Annotated in this window: 18 protein-coding genes; 11 read left to right on the forward strand and 7 right to left on the reverse strand. The window is 51.7% G+C overall.

The features are described from left to right. The first annotated feature begins 193 nt into the window (after positions 1-193). From BQ7483_RS01445 to dnaA, 3 genes are all read left to right on the forward strand, one after another. A complete protein-coding gene (locus BQ7483_RS01445; RefSeq protein ID WP_072544586.1) occupies positions 194-1408 on the forward strand; it encodes an N-acetylmuramoyl-L-alanine amidase family protein in 1215 nt (404 codons plus the stop codon). A 27-nt stretch (positions 1409-1435) separates the two neighbouring features. Beyond that, on the forward strand, positions 1436-2329 hold the full coding sequence (locus tag BQ7483_RS01450; RefSeq protein WP_022021136.1) for an MlaD family protein: 894 nt from the start codon (positions 1436-1438) through the stop codon (positions 2327-2329). Between the two features lie 344 nt (positions 2330-2673). Further along, positions 2674-4071 carry a chromosomal replication initiator protein DnaA gene (gene dnaA, locus BQ7483_RS01455; protein WP_072544587.1) on the forward strand — a complete coding sequence of 466 codons (1398 nt, stop codon included), beginning with the start codon at positions 2674-2676 and terminating at the stop codon, positions 4069-4071. A gap of 32 nt (positions 4072-4103) precedes the next feature. Here the strand turns inward: dnaA and BQ7483_RS01460 are convergent, their stop codons facing one another. Further along, positions 4104-4838 carry an NADPH-dependent oxidoreductase gene (locus tag BQ7483_RS01460; protein ID WP_022021134.1) on the reverse strand — a complete coding sequence of 245 codons (735 nt, stop codon included), beginning with the start codon at positions 4836-4838 and terminating at the stop codon, positions 4104-4106. A gap of 346 nt (positions 4839-5184) precedes the next feature. On the opposite strand from BQ7483_RS01460, the gene BQ7483_RS01465 reads away from it, so the two are divergent. From BQ7483_RS01465 to BQ7483_RS01490, 6 genes are all read left to right on the forward strand, one after another. Beyond that, on the forward strand, positions 5185-7722 hold the full coding sequence (locus tag BQ7483_RS01465) for an adenosylcobalamin-dependent ribonucleoside-diphosphate reductase (protein WP_022021133.1): 2538 nt from the start codon (positions 5185-5187) through the stop codon (positions 7720-7722). A 131-nt stretch (positions 7723-7853) separates the two neighbouring features. Next, positions 7854-10544: a 4-alpha-glucanotransferase gene (locus tag BQ7483_RS01470; RefSeq protein WP_072544588.1), complete on the forward strand. Its 2691-nt coding sequence runs from the start codon at positions 7854-7856 to the stop codon at positions 10542-10544. A gap of 351 nt (positions 10545-10895) precedes the next feature. Further along, positions 10896-11189 (forward strand): hypothetical protein, encoded by a 294-nt coding sequence (locus BQ7483_RS01475; RefSeq protein ID WP_072544671.1) that lies wholly within the window; start codon positions 10896-10898, stop codon positions 11187-11189. 18 nt (positions 11190-11207) lie between these two features. Next, positions 11208-11504 carry a cell division protein ZapA gene (locus BQ7483_RS01480; RefSeq protein ID WP_022021130.1) on the forward strand — a complete coding sequence of 99 codons (297 nt, stop codon included), beginning with the start codon at positions 11208-11210 and terminating at the stop codon, positions 11502-11504. A gap of 144 nt (positions 11505-11648) precedes the next feature. Continuing rightward, entirely contained in the window at positions 11649-13187 is a 1539-nt protein-coding gene (gene rny, locus BQ7483_RS01485) for a ribonuclease Y (RefSeq protein WP_022021129.1), read from the forward strand. Between the two features lie 132 nt (positions 13188-13319). Next, complete coding sequence (locus BQ7483_RS01490) at positions 13320-14078, forward strand: copper homeostasis protein CutC (RefSeq protein ID WP_072544589.1); 759 nt, start codon at positions 13320-13322, stop codon at positions 14076-14078. Between the two features lie 165 nt (positions 14079-14243). Here BQ7483_RS01490 and BQ7483_RS01495 read toward each other — a convergent pair whose 3' ends face one another. The 3 genes from BQ7483_RS01495 to panC form a co-directional block, all read right to left on the reverse strand. After that, entirely contained in the window at positions 14244-15755 is a 1512-nt protein-coding gene (locus BQ7483_RS01495) for an IS1182 family transposase (RefSeq protein WP_072544590.1), read from the reverse strand. Positions 15756-15940: 185 nt separating this feature from the next. Then, complete coding sequence (gene panD, locus BQ7483_RS01500) at positions 15941-16294, reverse strand: aspartate 1-decarboxylase (RefSeq protein WP_022021127.1); 354 nt, start codon at positions 16292-16294, stop codon at positions 15941-15943. Positions 16295-16312: 18 nt separating this feature from the next. Then, on the reverse strand, positions 16313-17158 hold the full coding sequence (gene panC / locus BQ7483_RS01505; RefSeq protein ID WP_072544591.1) for a pantoate--beta-alanine ligase: 846 nt from the start codon (positions 17156-17158) through the stop codon (positions 16313-16315). Between the two features lie 244 nt (positions 17159-17402). Here panC and BQ7483_RS01510 point away from each other — a divergent pair, with 244 nt between their 5' ends. Next, a complete protein-coding gene (locus tag BQ7483_RS01510; RefSeq protein WP_022021125.1) occupies positions 17403-18221 on the forward strand; it encodes a glycogen/starch synthase in 819 nt (272 codons plus the stop codon). 39 nt (positions 18222-18260) lie between these two features. Further along, on the forward strand, positions 18261-19859 hold the full coding sequence (locus tag BQ7483_RS01515) for a BamH family beta-barrel-assembly machinery protein (protein ID WP_072544592.1): 1599 nt from the start codon (positions 18261-18263) through the stop codon (positions 19857-19859). 85 nt (positions 19860-19944) lie between these two features. On the opposite strand, the gene BQ7483_RS01520 is transcribed toward BQ7483_RS01515, so the two are convergent. Genes BQ7483_RS01520 through BQ7483_RS01530 form a run of 3 tightly spaced genes read right to left on the reverse strand, consistent with a single transcriptional unit; the run spans position 19945 to position 24595 of the window. Then, entirely contained in the window at positions 19945-21345 is a 1401-nt protein-coding gene (locus tag BQ7483_RS01520) for a glycoside hydrolase family 57 protein (RefSeq protein ID WP_072544593.1), read from the reverse strand. 17 nt (positions 21346-21362) lie between these two features. Beyond that, entirely contained in the window at positions 21363-22631 is a 1269-nt protein-coding gene (locus tag BQ7483_RS01525) for a glycosyltransferase family 4 protein (RefSeq protein WP_022021122.1), read from the reverse strand. Continuing rightward, positions 22628-24595: a glycogen debranching enzyme N-terminal domain-containing protein gene (locus BQ7483_RS01530; protein ID WP_072544594.1), complete on the reverse strand. Its 1968-nt coding sequence runs from the start codon at positions 24593-24595 to the stop codon at positions 22628-22630. The genes BQ7483_RS01525 and BQ7483_RS01530 overlap by 4 nt, the downstream gene beginning before the upstream one ends. Positions 24596-24778 lie beyond the last annotated feature (183 nt).

A 24778-nucleotide genomic window follows, 5' to 3' on the forward strand; every position in this document is an offset into this window, starting at 1 on the left:
CATCATCCATCGGAGGATCACCGCTTCTGTCAGTTTCCCCTCACAAAATCGGTGCAAAATTAGCTTCTATTCACGAAAGATGTTCTCCATCCAGCCTAAATCTGCCCAAAATAGATGGAAAAAGAATAAAACCTAAAACAATCCCACAGTTTTCGGCAAAATTACACTACATTTGCAGACGCATTTATCTATAATGAGACTGAACAGACTTCACATACAATCATGGATTGTCAGCTTATTGGTGCTGATGCTTCCCTTCTGTTCTGCCGGTGCCCAGAAACACAAATTTGTGGTAGTCATCGACGCCGGACATGGCGGACATGACCCCGGAGCCATCGGAAAGATTTCCAAGGAGAAGAACATCAACCTGGGTGTCGCTCTCCTGCTGGGCAATCTGATTAAAGAAAAGTGTCCCGACACCAAAGTGGTCTATACCCGGAGTCGGGACGTATTCATACCCTTGGCACGCCGGGCGGAGATAGCCAACGATGTCAAGGCGGATCTCTTTATCTCCATCCACACCAATTCGGTTGGCGGAAACCGGAACGTTCAGGGGGCATCGACCTGGACCCTCGGTCTGGCCAAGTCGGATGCGAACCTCGAAGTGGCCAAACGGGAAAACGCCGTCATCCTGTACGAAGACGATTACAAGACCCGCTACGCCGGCTTTAATCCGAACTCTGCCGAGTCGTACATCATTTTTGAATTCATGCAGGACAAATACATGTCCCAGAGTGTCCATCTGGCTTCGCTGGTACAAAAGGAATTCAAGCAGCACGGCCGACGCATTGACCGCGGCGTACACCAAGCCGGATTCCTGGTGCTGAAAGCCAGTGCCATGCCCAGCATCCTGGTGGAATTGGGTTTCATTTCCAGCCCGCAGGAAGAACGCTACCTGAACAGCGACAGTGGAAGAAAAACGTTGGCCAACAGCATTTTCCGCGCGTTCCTTACCTATAAACGGGAGCAGGAAATGCGTCTGAACGGACAGGCAACAACCACAATACCGCCTTCGGAAGCAGATTCATTTGTTGATACGCCGGTTGATACCCCAACCGTTGCCTCCGACGAGGAAGTGGAAGCTCCCAAAAGTAAACCGGTTGCCAAAGCCAAAACAACAACTTCGTCCGACAAACAGGCACCAGTATTCAAAATCCAGATACTGACGTCCACCAAATCCCTTTCCCTGCATGACAAGCAATTCAAAGGGCTGAAAGGAATAGAATACTATAAGGAGAACGGTCTGTACAAGTATACTTACGGAGCTTCGACCGACTATAACGAAATCCTCCGACTAAAGAGATCCATCTCTTCCAAAATAAAGGACGCATTCATCATCGCCTTCAAGAACGGCAAGAAAATGGATACGGTCAAAGCCATCAATGAGTTTAAAAAGAACAAGAAATAAACAACCTCATAAAGAAACAGAAACATCATGAAGTATATCACAAAAGAAGTAAAGATAGGTATTGCCGGCATCGCCGCCCTGTGTATATTGGTCTATGGCATCAATTATCTGAAAGGTATCCACATGTTCAAGCCTGCAAGCTATTTTTATATCAAATTCAACAATGTGAACGGTCTGACCAAATCGAGTCCGGTCTACGCCGACGGATTCCGAGTAGGTATAGTCCGAGAACTCTATTACGATTACGACAATCCGGGCAATGTCCTGGCAGAAATAGACGTGGAACCCGACTTGCGCATCCCCAAAGGGAGTACGGCAGAACTGGCAGCTGAGATGCTGGGAGGGGTTCGAATGAACCTATTGTTGGCCAACAACCCTCGTGAACGCTATGAAATCGGTGACACCATCCCGGGCAACCTGAACAACGGCATGATGGAAAAAGTAGCCAACATGGTACCTCAAATTGAGAAGATGTTGCCCAAACTGGATTCCATCCTGGCTTCACTCAACAGTGTGCTGGCCAGTCCTGCCATTCCGGCCACCCTACAGAATGTACAGGACTTGACAGCCAGCTTGGCCGTTTCAAGCCATCAATTACAAACCTTGATGAACAAGGATATTCCGCAACTGACAGGGAAATTAAATACTATCGGCGACAACTTCATTGTCATGTCCGACAACCTGAAACAAATAGACTATGCTGCAGCCATGCAGAAAGTTGACTCTACTCTTGCCAACGTCAGGACTCTTACCGAAAAATTGACAAGCAAAGACAACACCGTAGGGCTTCTGCTGAACGACCCCAGCCTCTACAACAACCTCAATGCAACTACCGCCAACGCGGCCAGCCTGCTGGAAGACCTGCAAGCTCATCCCAAACGATACGTGCACTTCTCCCTCTTCGGCAAAAAGGACAAATAATGCATTATATAGAATTCATCTAAATAGCGACATTCCATTTTCAAACAAACGATAAAAGCGAAAAGAAGTATATTCAAAGCATTAGAAGCCATTTTCCGCAGCAGGAATAAAAATGGAATAGACATCCAACGAAAGGAATAACTTCCTATTTTTCAGGAGGTTTTAAAAAAGCAACAGCCCTATAAAAAGGGCTGTTTGCACATATAGTCGTAAATCACTGAAAGTAAAGCCCTTATTCATCCATCGAAAAAAACAAGAAAAAAGGCATTTGTTTTTTCCAAATAAGATTACCAATTTTGCAAACGTAGAAGTTTTGCTTAATCAATAAATGTAGAGTAACCGCTATGAGTAACAACAATCATGTCGGAAAATGGAATGCGTGTCTCGATATCATTCGAGACAACGTGCCAGAACAGACATACAAAACCTGGTTCTGCCCCATTGTCCCCTTAAAATTTGAGGACAATACACTGTACCTGCAGGTGCCGAGCCAGTTTTTCTATGAATTTCTGGAAGAAAAATTCTTGGACTTGTTACGACAGACAATCCACAAGGTGTTTGGCGAAGGTGCCAAACTGATGTACAGTGTGATGGTAGTAAAAAACCCTCCCACAGCTGTGCCATTGCCTCCTCATGCCGGTGCTTCATCATCCACCCTTTCCGCCCAACGGAAAGTGGTGACCAAAGACATTCCCCAAACTCCCCAAATAGCAGAACTCGACCCCCATTTGAACAGGGACTACAACTTTGATACATTTATTGAAGGGGAAAGCAACAAACTCTCGCGCAGTGTGGCTGAAGCCGTTGCGCTCAATCCGGCAAAGACCATCTTCAATCCGTTGTTCTTCTACGGAGCATCGGGAGTAGGTAAAACGCACCTGGCCAACGCCATCGGTACAAAGATTAAGGAACTTTATCCCGAAAAGAGAGTTTTGTACGTATCGGCTCACTTGTTCCAGGTACAATACACCGATTCGGTACGCAACAATACGACCAATGACTTCATCAATTTCTACCAGACCATTGACGTACTGATTATTGATGACATTCAGGAATTTGCAGGGGTTACCAAGACACAGAACACGTTCTTCCACATCTTCAACCACCTGCACCAGAACGGCAAGCAACTCATCCTGACTTCCGACCGTGCCCCCGTGCTCCTGCAAGGCATGGAAGAACGCCTGATTACGCGCTTCAAATGGGGAATGGTAGCTGAACTGGAAAAACCGACCGTCGAACTTCGCAAGGACATCCTCCGCAACAAGATTCGCCGCGACGGACTGCAATTTCCGCCCGAGGTCATCAATTATATTGCCGAGAATGTCAGTGACAGCGTACGCGATTTGGAAGGCATTATCATCTCCATCATGGCCCATTCGACCATCTACAATCGAGAGGTGGATTTGGAACTGGCCCAACGGATCGTACGAAAAGTATCGCATACCGAAAACAAGCCTGTTACAGTAGACAACATCATACAAGCTGTATGCAGCCACTTCGGGCTTGACATTAACGCCATCCACTCCAAGTCGAGGAAAAGGGATGTTGTACAGGCCAGGCAAATCGCCATGTATCTGGCCAAGAACTATACCGATTTCTCTACAGCCAAAATCGGTTCACTGATTGGGGGAAAGGACCATGCGACCGTACTGCATGCCTGTAAGACCATCACAGAGCTGAAAGAAGTGAACAAGCCTTTTGCAGCCGAACTGGACGAAATCCAGGCGACATTGAAACAATAGACCTAATTCCCTTTAGAATAAAAAGCAGGACTTTAAAAGCCCTGCTTTTTCATTACATTCCATAACAAATCGGACATGGCCTCCGCATCCTTCTTGGTGTAGCGAACATCGGTAAAGACCTGCGCCAGCGTTTCCTTTCCATTCTCCTGCACAAAGCCCTTGTTTTCAGGCAAAGACTCTTTGTAGGCATACAGGCGGTCAATGTCGTCGGCAGAATAATCATGATAAACTTCCTCATGAACCACTGCCTCCAACGGCAAGCGGTCCACCTGTACCGGATCTTCGGCCGGCCACCCCACCGTCACTGTTGTAATCGGGAAAACCAGCTCCGGCAATTCCAGAGCGTCGATAATCAGATGGGGATTGTAAGTCGTGGTTCCCAAATAACAGATGCCCAGTCCTTTCTCCTCGGCTGCCACACAAAATGTCTGCGCCGCCAGCAACGCATCCACCGCTCCCGTAACGAACCACTCAAAATTGTTGTAACCAGGCTCAGCTTTACGTAATCTGCACCACTTGCTGAAACGGTTCAGATCAATGCAGAAAGTGAGTACTACAGGAGCTTCCGTCACCATTGGCTGATTGAAATGCGCCGGTGCCAGACGAGCCTTCCGACCAGCGTCACGGGTCACCACTACGCTGTAGACTTGCATGTTTCCTACGGTAGAAGCCCGGAAAGCGGACTCCAACAAATCATTTAACAAATCGGCAGGAATATCTTTCTGCTGATATTTCCGAATGGTTTTTCTTAACTTCAAGCTATCCATACTTCCTTTTTTTTGCAAATATAAGAAAGAATCGACAAAAAACACATTCTAGACGGACAAACTTGCATAGAAAAAATTTCCAAGCCGGGAATTCAGTCAGACAGTAAATCCATACACGGTTTTCCCTTTTGGAAAAGTTCAAGCAATATGGGAAATACACAAACAACTAATATCCAATAATATAAGTTTTTAAAATAAGAAACTTTTCATTCCTGAACAAAAAGAGTAGCAAATTATTTTGTAGAATAAAAAAACATTCATAGATTTGCAATCACATTTATTGGCCTTAAGCACAACTCCTACACTTTTACAGACAAAATCATTAGAATCTAAAGAATAGAATATCGTGGAAAAGAGAACTTACACTTACCAGGAAGCCTTTGAAGCATCTTTACAATACTTCCAAGGAGACGAGCTGGCAGCCAGAGTTTGGGTTAACAAGTATGCCGTCAAAGACTCTTTCGGGAATATCTATGAAAAGTCGCCCGAAGACATGCATTGGCGCATCGCCAACGAGATTGCCCGCATAGAAGCCAAGTACCCCAACGGGCTCAGCGCCGAAGAACTGTTCGGTCTGCTGGACCACTTCAAGTACATCGTTCCGCAGGGAAGTCCGATGACCGGCATCGGCAACAATTATCAGGTAGCCTCCTTGTCCAACTGCTTCGTGATTGGCGTGGACGGGGAAGCTGACTCTTATGGTGCCATCTTCAAGATTGACGAAGAACAGGTACAACTGATGAAGAGACGTGGCGGCGTGGGACACGACCTTTCACACATCCGTCCTAAAGGTTCTCCCGTGAAGAACTCCGCATTGACCTCTACCGGGCTGGTACCTTTCATGGAACGCTACTCCAACTCCACTCGCGAAGTAGCACAGGACGGACGACGTGGTGCCCTGATGCTGAGTGTATCCATCAAGCATCCCGACTCGGAAGCCTTTATCGATGCCAAAATGACCGAAGGGAAGGTAACCGGAGCCAACGTTTCAGTTAAGATTGACGACGCCTTCATGGAAGCAGCCATCAACGGTACTCCCTATGTTCAGCAATACCCCATCGATTCTCCCAACCCACTGGTCAAGAAAGACATCGACGCCAGTGCTCTTTGGAAGAAGATTGTTCACAACGCCTGGAAGTCTGCCGAACCCGGCGTGCTGTTTTGGGACACCATTCTCCGCGAATCTGTTCCCGACTGCTATGCTGACTTGGGCTACCGCACCGTTTCCACCAATCCGTGCGGCGAAATTCCCCTCTGCCCCTACGATTCCTGTCGCCTGCTGGCCATCAACCTGTATTCCTATGTGGTCAATCCCTTCAAGCCGGACGCCTACTTCGACTTCGAGCTGTTCAAGAAGCACGTAGCCTTGGCCCAGCGCATCATGGACGATATCATCGACCTGGAGCTGGAGAAGATTGAACGCATCATGGAAAAGATAGACTCCGACCCGGAAAGCGACGAGGTCAAGGAAACCGAACGCAACCTGTGGAAGAAAATCTATAAGAAGAGCGGACAGGGACGCCGCACCGGCGTAGGCATCACGGCCGAAGGCGACATGCTGGCCGCCCTGAACCTGCGTTATGGTACGGAAGAGGCTACAACCTTCTCTGAAGAGGTACACAAAACCATTGCCCTCAACGCCTACCGTTCATCGGTACAGATGGCCAAGGAACGCGGCGCATTCGAAATATATGACACCGAACGCGAGAAGAACAACCCCTTTATCGCCCGTCTGCGCGAAGCCGACCCCGAGCTCTACGAAGAAATGGCCAAGTACGGTCGCCGCAACATCGCCTGCCTCACCATCGCCCCCACGGGTACGACCAGCCTGATGACGCAAACCACTTCGGGCATCGAACCCGTATTCCTGCCGGTATACAAGCGCCGCCGCAAGGTGAACCCCAACGACACGAACGCACGCATCGACTTCGTGGACGAAACGGGCGACGCCTTCGAAGAATACATTGTCTTCCATCCGAAATTTGTCACCTGGATGGAAGCACAAGGGCTGGATCCCGCCAAGCGCTATACACAAGAAGAAATAGACGATATGGTAGCCCGTTCTCCTTATTATAAAGCGACATCCAACGATGTGGACTGGCTGATGAAAGTCAAGATGCAGGGACGCATCCAGAAATGGGTAGACCACTCCATCAGCGTCACCATCAACCTGCCCAACAACGTGGACGAAGAACTTGTCAACCGCCTCTACGTGGAAGCCTGGCGTTCGGGCTGCAAAGGCTGCACCGTCTACCGCGACGGCTCCCGCTCGGGCGTACTGCTCTCCACCAAGAGCGACAAGAAGGAAGAGTTGCCTCCCTGCAAGCCGCCTACGATTGTCGAGACACGTCCCAAGGTGCTTGATGCTGAAGTGGTACGTTTCCAGAACAACAAGGAGAAATGGGTGGCCTTCGTGGGTCTGCTCAACGGCCATCCCTATGAAATCTTCACTGGTGTGCTCGACGACGACGAAGGCATCGTCCTCCCCAAGAATGTCGTTTCTGGACACATCATCAAGAACGTCGATGAGAACGGCGTCAAGCGGTACGACTTCCAGTTCGAAAACAAGCGCGGCTATAAGGTTACCATCGAAGGCTTGTCTGAGAAGTTCAACAAGGAATACTGGAACTACGCCAAGCTCATCTCGGGCGTTCTGCGCTACCGCATGCCCATCGAACAGGTCATCAAACTGGTCAGCTCCCTGCAACTCGACAGCGAGAACATCAACACTTGGAAGAACGGTGTAGAACGCGCCCTGAAGAAATACGTGCTCGACGGTACCGAGGCCAAGGGGCAGAAATGTCCCAACTGCGGCAACGAAACCCTCGTCTACCAGGAGGGCTGCCTCATCTGCAAGACCTGCGGAGCGTCGCGCTGTGGATAAGTTCCGTGCAAACACAAACGTTTGCATAGGAATTTGAAAGACTTGAACATGCATAGCTGCATGACTAAGAAGAATAATCCCTATACTTGCATAGTCATTGCAGCTATGTCATTTATTATAAATCTAATAATATGATCCTATCGTTCAATATCGAGTACCGCACCAATTGGGGAGAGGAAATCTGTGTTTCGGGTTCCATCCCCGAACTTGGAAACAATGAAGCAGGCCATACACTGGCCCTGCATACGATGGACGGCATCCACTGGACATCGGGAGTCGAAATCCAACAACCAGCTGACGGAACCATCCGCTACAGTTATCACGTCTGCCGCGACGGCGCCATCACGCGCAGCGAGTGGAACGGTCTGCCGCGTACCCTTTACGTATCCGGCCTCGACACCAAAGTCTACCGACTGGAGGACAGCTGGAAGAACCTGCCCGAGCAACAGTATTTCTATACCTCGGCCTTCACCGAATCGCTGTTGGCACATGCCCACCGCGACCCCGCCCCCAAAAGTCCGCAGAAGGGACTGCTCATCAAGGCATACGCCCCCTGCATCGACAGTGACCACTGCCTGGCCATCTGTGGCAGCGTCGATGCGCTGGGCCGTTGGGACACAGGCAAGGCTGTCCTGATGAGCGACGCCAACTTCCCCGAATGGCAGGTGGAGCTGGACGCTTCGCAGCTGACCTTCCCGCTGGAATACAAGTTCGTGCTGTACAGCAAGACCGAACGGCGCGTCGTAGCCTGGGAGAACAACCCCAACCGCTACCTGGCCGATCCGCATCTGACCGACCAGGAAACACTGGCCATAGGCGACCGTTACGTCTACTTCGCCCTGCCTGCCTGGAAAGGTGCTGGCACAGCCATCCCCGTCTTCTCGCTCCGTTCCGAAGGCAGCTTCGGCGTGGGCGACTTCGGCGACCTGATGCAGATGATAGACTGGGCCGTTCTGACCCGTCAAAAGGTAGTACAAATCCTACCCATCAACGATACGACCATGACCCACTCGTGGACTGACTCCTACCCCTACAGCAGCATCTCCATCTACGCTTTCCATCCCATGTACACCGACCTACGGCAACTGGGACGACTGAAAGACGAAGAGCAGATGGCCCGTTTCGAGCAGCGCCGCCGCGAGCTCAACGCCCTGCCCGCCATCGACTACGAGGCTGTGAACGAGGCCAAGTGGGAATACTTCCGCCTGATTTTTGCCCAGGAGGGAGAAGCGGTGATGCAGTCACCGGAATACCAGGCCTTCTTCGAGGCCAACAAGGAATGGCTCCAACCCTACGCCGTATTCAGCTATCTGCGCGACGCCTACCGGACGCCCGACTTCCGCCAGTGGCCGCGCTACAGCGACTACTGCCAGGAGGACATTGACGCCCTGTGCCGACCCGACTCGGCCGACTATCCGCACATCGCCATTTACTGCTACATCCAGTACCAGCTCCACCGCCAGCTGCTGGCCGCCAGCCGCCATGCCCGTGCCAACGGCGTGGTGCTCAAGGGCGATATTCCCATCGGCATCAGCCGCAACAGCGTCGAGGCTTGGAAAGAGCCCCACTACTTCAACCTCAACGGACAGGCCGGCGCCCCACCCGACGACTTCTCGGCCAACGGACAGAACTGGGGCTTCCCCACCTACAACTGGGACGTTATGGAACAGGACGGCTACGCCTGGTGGATGAAGCGTTTCCGCAAGATGTCCGAATACTTCGACGCCTACCGCATCGACCACATCCTGGGCTTCTTCCGCATCTGGGAGATTCCGATGAACGCCGTTCACGGCCTGCTGGGACAATTCGTCCCCGCCCTGCCCATGTCCCGTGAAGAAATCGAGAGCTACGGCCTCCCCTTCCGCCCCGAATACCTGCGACCCTACATCCACGAATACTTCCTCGGACAGATGTTCGGCCCGCACACGGACTACGTGAAGCAGACTTTCATCGAGCCCACCGACACGTGGGAGGTGTACCGCATGCGTCCCGAGTTCGACACGCAGCGCAAGGTCGAAGCCTACTTTGCCGGCAAGACCGACGACGACAGCGTGTGGATACGCGACGGCCTCTACGCCCTCATCAGCGACGTACTGTTCGTGCCCGACCGCACCGACCCCACGAAGTACCACCCGCGCATCGGCGTGCAGCACGACTACATCTACCGCTCGCTCAACGACTGGGAGAAGGCCGCCTTCAACCGTCTGTACGACCAATACTACTACCACCGCCACAACGACTTCTGGGGACAGCAGGCCATGAAGAAGCTGCCGCAGCTCACGCAGTCCACCCGCATGCTGGTCTGCGGCGAAGACCTCGGCATGATACCCGCCTGCGTGGCGTGGGTAATGAACGAACTGCGCATCCTCTCGCTCGAGATACAACGCATGCCCAAAGACCCCAGCCAAGAGTTCGGCCATCCCGAATGGTATCCCTACCGCTCTGTCTGCACCATCTCCACCCACGACATGTCCACCCTGCGCGGCTGGTGGGAGGAAGACTACCAGCAGACGCAGCGCTTCTACAACCACGCCCTGGGACACTATGGTACAGCACCCGCCACGGCCACGCCCGAGCTGTGCGAGGAAGTGGTGCGTGCACACCTGACAAGCAATTCCATGCTCTGCATCCTCTCCTTCCAGGACTGGATGTCGATCGACGGGCAGCTGCGCAACCCCAACGCTGCCGAAGAACGCATCAATGTGCCGGCCAATCCGCGCCACTACTGGCGCTATCGCATGCATCTCACGCTGGAGCAGCTCATGGCTGCCGACGCCCTGAACGAGAAAATCCGCCGGCTGACCGCCGAAAGCGGACGCTGACGCACACTGACAAACGGAAGTACGCAGCCATAATGTAACCCGGAATAAACTGACCGACTGCCTCCCGCCCGCTGTGGAGAAAGAGATACTATATCAACTCCCCTCCTTCCAAATGGAGTGGAGTTGATATAGTTCTGTTTTGATACGCGCCCGCTTTCCATCCCCACTCGCAAGCCGGGCGGACGTACCAAAGTGCATTCCTCCATCTCCACTTGCGCCCTTCCTCCGCCCGCAAAACCGACCATATTCCCCCTCCGCCCGCAATAATTTCGCAAAAAACAAGAATTTTCGGCAAAAAGTTTTTGTAATATCCAAGTAAATAGTATTTTTGTGTACAATTTTGGTGTAGTGATGACAGAAGAAGAAAAAGAGCTATTGCAAACCTTTGAAGCCCGGCTGCGACACTTGATCTATCTGCACGATGAATTGAGACGCGAAAACGCCAGCTTGAGGCAGCTCCTCACCGACTGCCGGGCCGACTGCGAAAAGACCAAAGCCGACCTGAAGACCCTGGAAAAGCGCTACACCGACCTGAAGACAGCAACGACAATCAGCCTTAACGGCAGCGACGTCAGGGAGACCAAGCTGCGATTGTCCAAATTAGTGCGTGAAGTCGACAAATGCATCGCCCTACTGAATGAATAACGAAGGAGAAGAAGATGTATGAACGATAAGATAAAGATACACCTGCTCATGGCAGGCACCGCCTACCCCCTCACCATCCGCCGCGAAGACGAGGAAACGGTGCGCGAAGCCGCCCGGCAGGTCAATGTCAGGCTCAAACAGTATAGGGACTACTACCCCGAAGCCAGCACGGAACAACTGCTTGGCATGGTGACCTACCAGTTCGCCATGGAAAACCTGCAGATGAACCGGCGCAACGACACCGCCCCCTATACCGAAAAGCTGAAGGAACTGACCGGACTGCTGGAAGCCTGCTTCAAGGAAGACGAACCCTGAAGACAGCCCACCCCGCATCCCCGGCCGGACATCCGGACCCGAACAAGAACCCGCGCACTGCACGAGGCCCCCTCCCCCACCGGGGAACGGGATAAGCCACCGACAGTGCGCTTTTTATTTATTATATATAAACCAATTATCAAAATGACAGCAGTTACAATAGTAGTATCCATCGTCTGTTTCATCGTCGGAGCCGCCGCCTCGTACATTCTGTTCAAGCACGGCCTGAAGACGAAATACGACGGCATCCTGAAAGACGCCGAGGCCGAAGCCGAAGTCATCAAGAAGAACAAGTTACTCGAAGTAAAGGAAAAGTTCCTCAACAAGAAAGCCGACCTCGAAAAAGAAGTGGCCGCCCGCAACCAGAAGATACAGCAGGCCGAAAACAAGCTGAAACAACGCGAACTGGTGCTGAACCAGCGCCAGGAAGAGCTGCAGCGCAAGAAACAGGAGGCCGACGCCATCCGCGAGAACCTCGAGGCACAGCTGGGTATCGTCGACAAGAAGAAGGACGAACTGGACCACCTGCAACGCCAGGAGATCGAAAAGCTCGAAGCCATCTCGGGCCTCTCGGCCGACGAAGCCCGCGACCGCATGGTAGAGTCGCTCAAGGAAGAGGCCAAGACCCAGGCACAGTCCTACATCAACGACATCATGGACGATGCCAAGATGACCGCCACCAAGGAAGCCAAGCGCATCGTCATCCAGACCATCCAGCGCGTGGCCACCGAAACAGCCATCGAGAACTCCGTCACCGTGTTCCACATCGAGTCCGACGAAATCAAGGGCCGCATCATCGGCCGTGAGGGACGCAACATCCGTGCCCTCGAAGCCGCCACCGGCGTCGAAATCGTAGTGGACGACACGCCCGAAGCCATCGTCCTCTCCGCCTTCGACCCCGTGCGCCGCGAGATAGCCCGCCTGGCCCTGCACCAGCTCGTCACCGACGGACGCATCCACCCCGCCCGCATCGAGGAAGTAGTGGCCAAGGTACGCAAGCAGGTCGAGGAAGAAGTAATCGAGACCGGCAAACGCACCACCATCGACCTGGGTATCCACGGCCTGCACCCCGAACTGATCCGCATCATCGGAAAAATGAAATATCGCTCGTCCTACGGGCAGAACCTCCTGCAGCACGCCCGCGAAACGGCAAACCTCTGCGCCGTCATGGCCGCGGAGCTGGGCCTCAACCCCAAGAAGGCCAAACGCGCCGGACTGCTGCACGACATCGGCAAGGTGCCCGACGAAGAGCCCGAACTGCCCCACGCCCTCTACGGCATGAAGCTGGCCGAGAAGTATAAGGAGAAGCCCGACATCTGCAACGCCATCGGTGCCCACCACGACGAGACGGAGATGACCAGCCTGCTGGCACCCATCGTACAGGTGTGCGATGCTATTTCGGGCGCCCGCCCCGGCGCACGCCGCGAAATCGTGGAAGCCTACATCAAACGCCTCAACGACCTGGAGCAGCTGGCCATGTCCTACCCCGGCGTCACCAAGACCTACGCCATCCAGGCGGGCCGCGAGCTGCGCGTCATCGTCGGCGCCGACAAGATAGACGACAAGCAGACAGAAAGCCTCTCCGGCGAGATCGCCAAGAAGATACAGGACGAAATGACTTACCCGGGACAGGTGAAGATTACCGTCATCCGCGAGACGCGTGCCGTCAGCTACGCCAAGTAAAATTACAGCACATAATCCCTCCGTCGGGCACGGACCACCGGCTTCAGCCAGTGCCCTCCGTGCCTGACTACTTTTTCAACTCCCCCCATACATCCTCCCGATATGACAGCAAATCTCTCAACCTCGGAACCCATGAAACAGTATCAGTTTGAAGTCTGCGCCAACAGCGTGGAGAGCTGCCTGACTGCACAGGCAGGCGGAGCCCACCGTGTGGAACTCTGCGCAGGTATTCCCGAAGGGGGCACCACTCCCCCGTATGGCGACATCGCCACCGCCCGCGAACTGCTGACCCGTACCCGCCTGCACGTCATCATCCGTCCACGGAGCGGCGACTTCCTCTATTCCGACCTCGAGCAACGCATCATGCTGAAAGACATCGAAAATGCCCGCCGACTGGGCGCCGACGGCGTGGTCTTCGGCTGCCTCACCGCTGACGGCGAGGTGGACAAGGCCCTCACCGGCCGCCTGATGGCCGCTGCCCAAGGGCTGTCGGTCACCTTCCACCGGGCCTTCGACGTATGCCGCGACCCGCACCGTGCGCTCGAAGACATCATCGCCTTGGGCTGCCACCGCATCCTTACCTCGGGCCAGCAGCCCACCGCCGAACAGGGCATCGGCCTGCTGGCCGAGCTGCAACGGCAAGCCGCCGGACGCATTACCCTACTGGCCGGTTGCGGCGTGAACGAGAGCAACATCGCCCGCATCGCCCGCGAAACCGGCATCTGCGAGTTCCACTTCTCGGCCCGCGAGACACTGGAGAGCGGCATGACGTGGCACAACGATGCCGTGTCGATGGGCGGCACCATCCACATAGACGAGTACACGCGCCCCGTCACCACAGAACGCCGCGTGCGCGACACCATCGCCGCGGCCCTCAACACCGACCGGTAAGAGACGGAAACGCACCACAAGAGAAGAGGCTGTCTCAAAATAGACTTGAGATGGCCTCTGTTTGTTTCATCTCAGATTGAAGTCATTTTTCTCAAAAGAGGAGTTTACAAACTTACTTTTGAAGATATCATTCTTTCAAACTGTTTATTCGTTGTCATAAGCCTCCTACGAGGCTACTTTTGCAAGATTATGTGCCATGGCCAGCAGTCCGAACTCAATCTCAACCTTCTTAAGTCCACGAAGCTGGAACCTCTTGAAGTGCTTGTTGTTCTTGAGGTTTCCAAATACAGCCTCCACATCCTGTGGTCGCTGACTGCGATATTTCAGACCTTCATCAGAGAGTAGCTTTTCACGTTCTCTTTCCTTGATTTTCCTCAGACGGTGATTTACCTGTACAATCCTTTCCGACTGGCTTCTGTGACACCGGCATCTTAACGGGCAGCCTTTACAGTTACGTGCTCTGTATCTTGATATGGTCTGCTCAAAACCGTTGTCTGTCGAACGCGTTATATCAGCAAGTCTTTCCATCCTTTGTCCCATCGGACAGTACATTCCGTCCGTTTCTTCATTATAGTAGAAGTTGGCAGACAGAAAAGGGTCATTTCTGAAGTTCTTTTTCTGTTCCTTATGAAAATAATTGTACTTTATGAAGGTTTTAATGCCATGTCTGGAAGCATACAGATAGTTCTCTTCACTCCCGTATCCGGCATCACAGACAGATATGTCAGGGTATCTGTCGTAAAGGAAATGAAAATCATCCATATGCAGAGAATAGGTGGAGGTATCTCCCGCACACTGATGGAGGGTATAGTCCAGAATGAACTGCCTGTTGGTACTGATTTGGGTATTATATCCGGGTTTGAGTTGTCCATTCCTCATATGGTCTTCTTTCATACGCATGAAGGTGGCGTCATTGTCCGTCTTTGAATAGCTGTTGCGTCCGTCAAGTATCTTTCCCTGTGATTCATATTTCCTGAGCTGTTCTGGCCATGACTTCCTTACACGTCTTACCTTCGCTTTCATTTTCTTGTCCGCATCCACTTCATTCAGGGCATCATCAATCTGCTTGAGTGCCTTTTCTACTTTCTCCGGAGTGATATCCTGACAGGTGACCGGAGCGGAACCACGCAGTTCCTGTTTGGTGACAGACTCGGCGTACTGCCATATCTCTTCAAGCTGTTCCGCGATTCTGGATATGCGGGTATGTATGGACTTGCCCCAGACGAACGTATAACGGTTGGCGTTCGCCTCCATCTTCGTCCCGTCGGTACAGGCTACATCCAGACTTACAAAACCTTCCGACACGAGAAACTTTACAATGGTGGCAAATATTGTCTTCAGTACATCCTTCAGCCGGCTGCTGCGAAAACGGTTGAGGGTGTTATGATCAGGAGTCACATTGCCGGTAAGCCACATGAAGCGGATGTCATTGCGACAGAATTCTTCTATGCGACGGCTGGAATAGATATTACGCAAATAAGCATAGACAAGAATTTGAAGCATCATACGTGGGTGGTACGCAGAACAGCCTTTAGGGGAATACTTACGGTAAAGTTCTTCAAGGTTTATCTGTTCAATGATACGGTGAACAACACGGACTGGATCGTTCTGGGGGATAAAATCGCCTAAACATGGAGGTAAAAGCAGATTATCGTTGGATGTGTAACTTTTAAACATTATCTTTGGGATATCTTAACTTGGTTCCCTAAGATACAAAAAATTAGGGAAACGGGCAAGTTCTGGCTGAGAGAAGTTCGGGCTTGCCCATTTTTTTATAGACACAAAAAAGGCCATCTCAAAGTTTATTTGAGACAGCCTCTTCCACTATTTACCAGAATTGAAAACCGATGAATCGGAACCGATCAGCCCACCACTCGGTTGGTGTCCGGGTCGGGGAAGACCACGGTCGGTTTGAAAGTCTTGGCTTCCTCGAAGTCCATCAGTGCGTAGGACATGATGATGACAATGTCGCCGGGCTGCACACGCCGTGCGGCGGCGCCATTGAGGCAGACCTTGCCGGAGCCCCGTTCACCTTTAATGATATAGGTCTCAAAACGTTCGCCATTGTTGTTGTCGGCAATGTAGACCTTCTCGCCGGCAATCATGTTGGCCGCATCCATGAGGTCCTCGTCAATGGTGATGCTGCCCATGTAATTCAGATTAGCTTCCGTGACACGGGCGCAATGGATCTTGGACTTCAATACTTCAATCATCATAGAGCTTTCTGTTTATTGTTAAGACTTGTACTTGATATTATCAATCAGGCGGACCTCCCCGCAAAAGACGGTAATGCAACCCACGGCATAGTCGGTATCGGCCCAGTCGGCAATCTTCTGCAGCGTGTTGCCGTCCACCAGCTCGAAATACTCCAGCCGGAGGCCCGGAGCGGCGGCGATGGCATCCTCGACAAATTGTTGCGTCTGGGCCACGGTGTGAGTGGCAGCGTAGTCGACGCTGGCAAAAAGGGTCTGCGAAATCTTCAGGGCCTGCTGGCGCTGCTCGGCCGAGAGGCGGGTGTTACGGCTGCTCAAAGCCAGGCCATCGGCCTCGCGGACGATGGGGCAGCCAACAATCTGGAGGGGAAACTTCAGCTGACGGACCATCTCACGAATGATAGCCAACTGCTGGAAATCCTTCTCGCCGAAGTAGGCGCGGTCGGGCTTCACCAAGTCGAACAGTTTGCTCACAATCTGGCAGACGCCGTTGAAGTGGCCCGGACGGTAAGCCCCTTCCATCACCGTGTCGAGCGGCGGGAAACTGAAGTGACGCATATCGGGTTCGGGATAGATTTCCTCGACCGAAGGCGCAAAGACTACCGTGGCTCCGCATTGCTCCAGCAAGCGGCAGTCGGCCTCTAGCGTACGAGGATATTTAGCCAAATCGTTCTTATCGTTGAATTGGGTAGGATTGACGAACACACTGACAACCGTGGCATCGTTCTCGGCCACACTGCGCTTCACGAGCGAGGCATGCCCCGCATGCAAAGCACCCATTGTAGGTACCAGGCCTACCGTTTTACCCTGGGCACGCAGGTTAGCCAATGCCTCCTGCAAGTCCTTGATAGCATGTACTATTTTCATTACTTTTTTAGTTAGATATTTACAGGGTTGTTTCAAAAAGCGGTGCAAAATAAGCTATTATTTGCCACATAACGAAGAAATATTGCATTTTTCTCATAAAATCCACCTGTGAAGAGGAGTATAAAGGCCCCTATGCAGAATTGAAATACAAGTACTTAACAAATCATAAGGAATAATAGCCAAGGCTTTTTTGGCGTAATGAGCGTTTTTTTTGTAACTTTGCGCAATAATTTGAGAACTGATTATGACAAAGGCTAATAAGGTTTTATTTATCACCCAAGAAATTACTCCTTACGTACCGGAAACCGAATTGTCTCTGACCGGCCGCAATCTGCCGCAAGCCATCCAGGAAAGAGGCAGAGAAATCAGGACGTTCATGCCCAAATGGGGAAATATCAACGAACGGCGCAACCAGCTCCACGAAGTGATCCGCCTGTCGGGTATGAACCTCATCATCGACGATACTGACCATCCACTCATCATCAAGGTAGCCTCCATCCAGTCGGCACGCATGCAGGTATACTTCATCGACAACGATGACTACTTCCAAAACCGCTTGCAGGCAACCGACGAAAACGGAGAGGAATACGAGGACAACGATGCACGCACCATCTTCTACGCCCGCGGTGTACTTGAAACGGTGAAGAAGCTGCGCTGGTGTCCCGACATCATCCATTGCCAAAGCTGGATGACGGCTCTAGCTCCCCTCTACATCAAGAAAGCCTATCGGGACGAACCTTCGTTCAGAAGTTCCAAAGTGATTTTCTCACTGTATGGCAACGACTTCAAGCAGACCTTCCATCCGGAATTCACCAACCTGCTGATGCTGAAGGGCATCACCAAGAAGGATATCTCCATACTGAAGGATCCCATCAACTATACCACCCTATGCAAGCTGGCAGTAGAATACTCGGACGGCATCATCCAGCAGAGTCCCAATGCCAACCAGGAAGTACTGGACTATGCACGCAGCCTGGGCAAACCGATACTGGAATACCAGAACGACGACAACTTTGCCGACCGCTGCAACAGCTTCTACGACTTGGTGAGTGAAACCGAATAAATATCCTTAAACTACATAGAACCTGAACTCGTAAATAAAATGAAAGCAAAATTCATAGGAGCCCTGCTCACCTCGGTGCTGACTCTGCTGACAGCCTGCGATGATACGACCAACACACTGGGCATGAGCATGCTTCCCTCATCAGACGGAATGTCATCGCACACCACAACTTTCCAGGTTACTACCCAATCGTACCTGGTAGATTCGGTCTACGCCAAGACCAGTACCGGCTACGTGGGCCGCTTTACCGACCCGGACTTCGGCAGCTACACCGCCAGCTTCCTGACGGAACTGAACTGCACGGACAACTTCAAGTTCGAAGATATCCTGCCCGATGTCTACGAGGAATACATCGAGAACGATACACTGAAAGGAAAGGGTACACTGGTGGATGAAAAGGTAAGAGGTGTCCGACTGATTGTCTACTACAGCACGTGGTTTGGAGACTCGCTGAACGCCTGCCGCATGAGCGCCTATGAACTGAACAATCAATGGGCACAGGAACGGAAAGACGAGAATCGCCACTATCGCTATACGGACATCAATACGGACCTCTACAAGGGCACCCTGCTGGGACGAAAGGCCTATACAGCCTACGACGCCACCGTGTCCGACTCTATACGGAAAGCCACCGACTCCAACGGGAATGCCATCTACTCGCCGAACATCGTGTTCAACCTGGATACGGAAATCGGACAGAAGATATACGACGAAAACAAGAGCCATCCCGAATATTTCAAAAATGCGGACGCCTTCATCGAAAATGTATTCCCCGGCGTATGCATCCAGAATGACTATGGCGACGGTACCATTCTCTACGTGGACCGTGTGGACCTGGAATTCCAGTTCCAGTTCCATTACGTGGACAGCCTGGGCGTGAAGCTGACGAAAAAGGTGAACGATGCCAACGGCAGCATCGGCGACGACTCGACCTACATTGGTCGGCAGACCATCTTTGCATCTACCAAGGAAGTAATCCAAGCGAACCATTTCGAAAACTCGGACAAGCTAAAGGAAAAGGCAGCCGAAAAAGAATGGACCTACATCAAATCGCCGGCCGGCATCTTTACGGAAGCTACCCTGCCCTACGATGAAATCTATGAGGAACTGGCCAACGACACACTGAACGCCGTGAAGCTGACCTTCACCAACTATAACGAAAAGAGCAACTACAAATTCAGCATGAACGTACCCAGCAACGTACTGTTACTGCGCAAACAGGACTTAAGCACGTTCTTTGAAGAAAATAAGGTGAACGACAACATCACTTCATTTACGGCCAGCCACAACAATGTAGCGACCAACCAATATACTTTCCAGAACATCGCCCGACTGGTATCGACCTGCATCAATGAAAAGAAGGCTGCCCGCAATGCCGCCCAACAGAGTGCAGGAGCCAACTGGGACGAAGCGGCCTGGAATGAGGAATGGAATGCACAACACCCCGACTGGAACAAGGTATTGCTCATCCCCGTCAGCATCACGACACAAAGTACAAGCAGTACCAGCAACAGTAGCACCACCACAGCCGTACAGCACGACCTGCAGCCCGGCTATGCCAAACTGCAAGGCGGTGACCCCGAAAACGGAGGTACAAAGCTGACGCTGGAGGTAACCTACACACAATTTGAACAATAATCCCTTTATACACACAACATAAAATAAAGAAAGACTCCCGCCCTCCTTCTGAAGGGCGGGAGTCTTTCTTTATACTGTTCTAGCGTTACTCTTCCTTAGTCTTGGCTGTTGTCTTCTTCTTGGTAGCAACAGTCTTGGAAGTAGTTTTCTTGGCAGCAGCCTTCTTTTCGGTCAGCTTCTCCACCGTTTCCTTTTCCTTCACCAGCTTGCTGCGTACATCATCAAGTTCCTTATGCAGCTCATCAATCTCATCCCCCTGGTTCTTGATGGTAGTAAGCAGGGCATTCAGTTCTTCATTGTCGATGTCTACAGGGTACAGAGAATCCACCCGCTTGATGAAATCGCCCAAGATATTCATGTAGTTAGTGAATGCATCGTAAGGCGACTCATAGATACCACGATACAGAGAGATACTGGAACTCTTGGTAGTCATGAAACGGAAATTATTGCTGGCCTGCAGATAATTCCAGTCCTGCTTGATACGACGGTCGTCGCACAAATGTACGCGTTCGGCCACACTATAGAGCTTGTTGAAAGCTTCACGCTGCATCACGTTTCCAAGCCAGCAGCTGGTATCTCTCTCTTCGTCGACCCATGACATCGGATAGGGAACATCGAGCTGGGATACGGACTTCAGCTTCGTCACGATTTCGGTTGGTGTAGAGAACGTAATGCCCTTCTCCTTGGCACAAGCAGGCAACGCCTTCATGAACTCCAGAATATTGGAAGACAGCGGCTGATACTTGCCCAGCGCACACAATTCCATAAAGATATTGATGACCTGCTCTTCCTGCGGCAATGAATCAATCCAGGAGATATACTTGTCAGCAAACAGCGGATACTCGCTCCAGTCGGAATTGGAGAAACGCAGACTGATATCGTCGGACAACTTGAAGTCGCGCAACAGCAACTTCAGATTGGGATTCATGTTGCAATGGTATACGTAGTGCGGACTCTTCCAACCCAGCACATGCTTGGCACCCTCGGTCAGCATACCCTTGAAGCCCATGCTGGCCACTACGGCACCGATCTCATCGTTGTAGATCAGGCTCGAGTTACGGAACACCTTGGGGGTTTTGCCAAACATCTGTTTCATCTTGTTGCTCTGGCGCATCACTTCTTCCTTGAAGCAATCTTCGTTGGCCAACGAAGACAGGCCATGGGAATAAGGTTCTGCCAGGAATTCGCAGCAGCCGGTGTCGTTCAGCTGATGCAGGAGGTCCAAAACGGTAGGAGCATAAATCTCCAGCTGTTCCAGTGCCACACCCGAGATGGAGAAGGCGACTTTAAAAGCTCCTCCCGAATTTTTGACCATTTCCAGCAGAGTTGTCAGTGCCGGAATATAAGAATGTTCGGCCACATCACTGATACTGGTTTCATTGGCGTAGTCATCATAATAATAGTGGTCAGTGCCAATGTCGAAGAAACGATAACGTTTCAGGTGAATAATCTGGTGTATTTCAAAATAAAGACAAATCGTTCTCATTTCCTATTCTTGTTTTGTTATTTACCATAGTTTCTTAATACATTCTCGTAGAGGGCACGGATACGCAGGCCTACCTTTTCCCATGTGATACCGTCAACTTCCTTCTTGCCCTCTTCCTGCAGATACTGGAACAGGGCCGGATTGGTACAAATGGAATAAATGGCATCGGCCATGGCGTGGATATCCCAGTAATCTACCTTAATGACCTTGTCCAGAATTTCACCGCAGCCCGACTGCTTGGAGATAATGGAAGGAGTGCCGCACTGCATGGCCTCCAGCGGCGCTATGCCGAACGGCTCCGACACGGAAGGCATGACAAAAACGTCGCTGTCCTTGTAAACCTCGTACACCTGCCGTCCCTTCATGAAGCCGGGGAAATGGAAGCGGTCTGCGATGCCGCGCTCGGCAGCCAGATTGATCATGGCATTCAGCATATCGCCCGAACCAGCCATCACAAAACGAATGTTCCGTGTACGGCTCAATACCATAGCGGCAGCCTCCACGAAATATTCCGGGCCCTTCTGCATGGTGATACGACCCAGGAAGGTGACAATCTTCTCCTTGGAATGATCGGGACGAGGAATGTCCTGCAGATCCTGCGACAGCGGATACACGGCATTGTGCATGGCAAACACCTTCCGCGGGTCCTGATGATATTCGTTGATAACTGTACGGCGGGTCAGCTCGGACACACACATGATACAGTCGGCATAATCCATACCGTTCTTCTCGATGGAGTAGACTGTCGGATTGACCTTACCGCGCGAGCGGTCGAAGTCCGTGGCATGTACATGAATGCACAATGGCTTGCCACTTACCATCTTGGCATGTACCCCGGCCGGATAGGTCAGCCAGTCGTGGGCATGGATAATATCAAATTGTTCCTTGCGTGCCACCACCCCGGCAATGATGGAGAAGTTATTGATCTCTTCATGCAGATTGCCCGGATAGCCGCCGGCAAACTCCATGCAGCCCAGGTCGTTGACGTGCAGATAAGAAAAATCGGCATAAATATGGTCGCGGTAACTGTAATAGTCCTCCGGCGTCATCTGACCATAAAGGCGGGACTTCAGATAGTCGTAGTCGACCCCGCGCCAGACAACCGGCACCTGGTTCATTCCGACAATCTTGAGGAACTTCTCTTCATCACCGTTAGGCTTAGGCATGCAGAAGATGGTTTCTACATCGCCTTGCAGACTCAGGCCTTTGGTAATGCCGTAAGAAGCTACCGCCAGACCTCCATATATTTTGGGAGGAAATTCCCATCCAAACATTAATACTTTCATTTGCGTTCCTCCTCTTTTTTCTCTATTTGTTCATACTTATACAGCAAACTCAAAATGCGCAGGATTTCGGCCACATTCATCGCAAACGAGATGGCTCCTCTCCCAACAAACGGCGGATTGCCATCGAAGAGTTCGGGCAGAGTACTGATGCAATGGCGGCCCATCTCGTCTTCCATGCCGATGAGATGCCGCTCCACAAACGAAATGCCGCTCATCTTGTAGATGCGCAGATAAGCTTCCATGTAGAAGCCCATCAGCCAGGGCCAGGCTGTTCCCTGATGGTAGGCATAATCGCGCTGCGTCTGCGGCCCTACATAGTTCGGATTGTAACCGCCGCTCTTCGGGCTCAACGTACGGAGACCTTTCGGTGTCAAGAGTTCCTTGGTCACAATATCCAGTACCTGGCGCTTCTGTACGCGGTCCAGCGGAGAATAATCGAAAGCCACGGTAAATATCATATTCGGACGAACACTCCAGTCCATCATATAGCCATCCACATAATCGAACAGATAGCCATATTCATTGCGGAAGACTTCGACAAACGACTTGCCCGTCACTTCCGCCTGTTGCTCCAACGCCTGTGCCAGGGGCTCGTTACCGCCTTCGCGAACCATGTCGGCCACGAAGCGAAGGGCATTGTACCACAACGCGTTGATTTCGACCACATACCCCGTACGCGGAACGACCGGCCGTCCATTGGCCACGGAGTTCATCCACGTCACCGGATGTTCGGTCCCGTTGGTATAGAGCAGGCCGTTGTCGTGCAAGAACAGGTTGTCGTGCTTGCGGCTACGGATATACTCGAGCATATCTTCGAGCAGGCTGCCATACATCTGGCGGCAACGCTCACGGGAAGTGAACTTGGCATACTGCTGCAAGCACCAGATAGCCCACAACAGGATGTCGGGATGCTCCATCTCGTAAATTTTATAGGTCACAGTCTCGCCGTTCATAAACTGGCGGAGCGCCTTCTCGGCCGTCTTCATCACATCCTCGAACTCATCCTGTTCGTCGACGGCCAGCGTCAGGCCGGGCAGTGAGATGAAGAGGTCGCGCGCACGACACTTGAACCAGGGATAGCCTGCAAGGATGTAATGTTCGTCACCCTGCTTGTTGTGGAACTGATGGGCCGAGTTCTTCAGGCAGTGGTAGAAGCTGTCGCGCGGAGTACGGTCGGCTGCTTCTGCCTCGAATGTCTGCTTCAGCTTGCGGGTGTCCACTTCCGAAATACCGGCAGAGAACACGACGCTCTCCCCTTTCTTGATATCCACTTCAAAATAACCGGGCACATACAGGTCCTCATTGAAATCGTAACCACGTTCCTGCTCCTTCGGATACTCAATGCCCCGATACCAGTCGGGCTGGAAGTGGAATTCATTTTTCTTGTTCAGCTGCATGAACAATTCCGGATAGCCGGGATACATGCACGTCTTGATACCGTTCTCCACCAGCTGGTACTCACGGCTTGCCTGAGGATTCTCGTGCGTGTACTCGCGCACGCTGCGGAAAGCCAGGAACGGCCGGAAACGTAAAGTCGTGGCCGAATGGGCATCGACCAGCGTGTAGCGTATCAGAATGCGGTTCTCATGGTGTACAAAAATCTTTTCCTTACGGAGGATAACGCCTCCCACACGGTAAGTTGTAGCCGGGACATGCTCGCAGTCGAACTCACGGATGTATTTATGTCCGTTGGGACTGAAATGATTGCCTTGATACTTGTGCAATCCCAGGTTAAACTCTGCACCGTGCTGAATTACCGTTTCGTCCAAAGAAGAGAGCAGCACATGATTCTCATCGTCCAAGTTGGGGACGGGGATCACCAACAAGCCGTGATATTTGCGTGTGTTACAATCTACAATCGTTGTACAATGATAGGCACCCGACTTGTTTGTACGGAGTATCTCCCGCGGGAGCGACTCTTCCAAATTAATCATCAGCGTCTTGTCAAATCGTAAATAACTCATAGTTGTGCATTATTTAAATTAAAGGTTAAAAATTCAGGTTCACTATGCCCTACAGATAGTTGTAGCAATGCCCAAAAATACAAATTAATGTATACACGCAAAATAAAAAATGACTTTTTTTTCGCTTTTCGACCAAATAATTGTAGTATTGCATCCGATTAGCATATAGCATGTGTCAAAAAG

Origin of the sequence: Mediterranea massiliensis (genome assembly GCF_900128475.1) — a bacterium.
Lineage (GTDB): Bacteria > Bacteroidota > Bacteroidia > Bacteroidales > Bacteroidaceae > Bacteroides > Bacteroides massiliensis_E.

Bases quoted from the DNA above. Each gene is read 5' to 3' on its own strand.
- BQ7483_RS01445 (WP_072544586.1), top strand. From the start codon at position 194: ATGAGACTGAACAGACTTCACATACAATCATGGATTGTCAGCTTATTG.
- BQ7483_RS01450 (WP_022021136.1), top strand. From the start codon at position 1,436: ATGAAGTATATCACAAAAGAAGTAAAGATAGGTATTGCCGGCATCGCC.
- dnaA (WP_072544587.1), top strand. From the start codon at position 2,674: ATGAGTAACAACAATCATGTCGGAAAATGGAATGCGTGTCTCGATATC.
- BQ7483_RS01460 (WP_022021134.1), bottom strand. From the start codon at position 4,838: ATGGATAGCTTGAAGTTAAGAAAAACCATTCGGAAATATCAGCAGAAA.
- BQ7483_RS01470 (WP_072544588.1), top strand. From the start codon at position 7,854: ATGATCCTATCGTTCAATATCGAGTACCGCACCAATTGGGGAGAGGAA.
- BQ7483_RS01475 (WP_072544671.1), top strand. From the start codon at position 10,896: ATGACAGAAGAAGAAAAAGAGCTATTGCAAACCTTTGAAGCCCGGCTG.
- BQ7483_RS01480 (WP_022021130.1), top strand. From the start codon at position 11,208: ATGAACGATAAGATAAAGATACACCTGCTCATGGCAGGCACCGCCTAC.
- rny (WP_022021129.1), top strand. From the start codon at position 11,649: ATGACAGCAGTTACAATAGTAGTATCCATCGTCTGTTTCATCGTCGGA.
- BQ7483_RS01490 (WP_072544589.1), top strand. From the start codon at position 13,320: ATGAAACAGTATCAGTTTGAAGTCTGCGCCAACAGCGTGGAGAGCTGC.
- BQ7483_RS01495 (WP_072544590.1), bottom strand. From the start codon at position 15,755: ATGTTTAAAAGTTACACATCCAACGATAATCTGCTTTTACCTCCATGT.
- panD (WP_022021127.1), bottom strand. From the start codon at position 16,294: ATGATGATTGAAGTATTGAAGTCCAAGATCCATTGCGCCCGTGTCACG.
- panC (WP_072544591.1), bottom strand. From the start codon at position 17,158: ATGAAAATAGTACATGCTATCAAGGACTTGCAGGAGGCATTGGCTAAC.
- BQ7483_RS01510 (WP_022021125.1), top strand. From the start codon at position 17,403: ATGACAAAGGCTAATAAGGTTTTATTTATCACCCAAGAAATTACTCCT.
- BQ7483_RS01515 (WP_072544592.1), top strand. From the start codon at position 18,261: ATGAAAGCAAAATTCATAGGAGCCCTGCTCACCTCGGTGCTGACTCTG.
- BQ7483_RS01520 (WP_072544593.1), bottom strand. From the start codon at position 21,345: ATGAGAACGATTTGTCTTTATTTTGAAATACACCAGATTATTCACCTG.
- BQ7483_RS01525 (WP_022021122.1), bottom strand. From the start codon at position 22,631: ATGAAAGTATTAATGTTTGGATGGGAATTTCCTCCCAAAATATATGGA.
- BQ7483_RS01530 (WP_072544594.1), bottom strand. From the start codon at position 24,595: ATGAGTTATTTACGATTTGACAAGACGCTGATGATTAATTTGGAAGAG.